This is a genomic window from Paenibacillus maysiensis (assembly GCF_000520815.1).
GTDB lineage: Bacteria > Bacillota > Bacilli > Paenibacillales > Paenibacillaceae > Paenibacillus > Paenibacillus maysiensis.
In genome coordinates this window covers 1-447 of the sequence record NZ_ASRY01000149.1, presented here as the reverse complement: position 1 = coordinate 447, position 447 = coordinate 1, and the positions used below count along the sequence as shown (strand labels likewise).

Genomic DNA, 447 nt, shown 5'->3' with positions numbered 1-447 from the left:
ATAGTCACCTAATGTCCAGATATGAATGTTCAGTCGTTTCGCAATTTCCTCATCTGTTGCCCCTTCACGTACCCAAATGGGGATATCCTTTAGTCTCGGCACAACAAATTGATCATACTTGGTCAGTATCTTTGGCTTGTTCCTTTTTGGCTTGTCATTGTTTTTGCTCATTCTGCTCACCTCCATCACGAAAAAAGGGAACAGCCAACTATCGACTATTCCCCATATGTATCAGCTTATCCTTCTAACTCAGCCTCGTAAAACAACTCGATATCCTCGATCACCTGCTGAATCAACTCGTTATCCTCTTGAGCCTCCTCAGCCCCTAGCACATTTACCTTTTCGGCTTGCATGCCCTTTAGGAATCGAATCACCATATTCACTTTTGCCTTACCCAATTGAATCACCCTTTCGGTTTAGTCAGCACATGATACCTCTGACCTTGCC

General features: G+C 43.8%; 1 protein-coding gene. It reads right to left on the bottom strand.

What is annotated here, in order from left to right; all coding sequences use genetic code 11:
* Positions 1-236 precede the first annotated feature (236 nt).
* Positions 237-398 (bottom strand): hypothetical protein, encoded by a 162-nt coding sequence (locus tag L696_RS31170; RefSeq protein ID WP_162833910.1) that lies wholly within the window; start codon positions 396-398, stop codon positions 237-239.
* Positions 399-447: the final 49 nt, after the last annotated feature.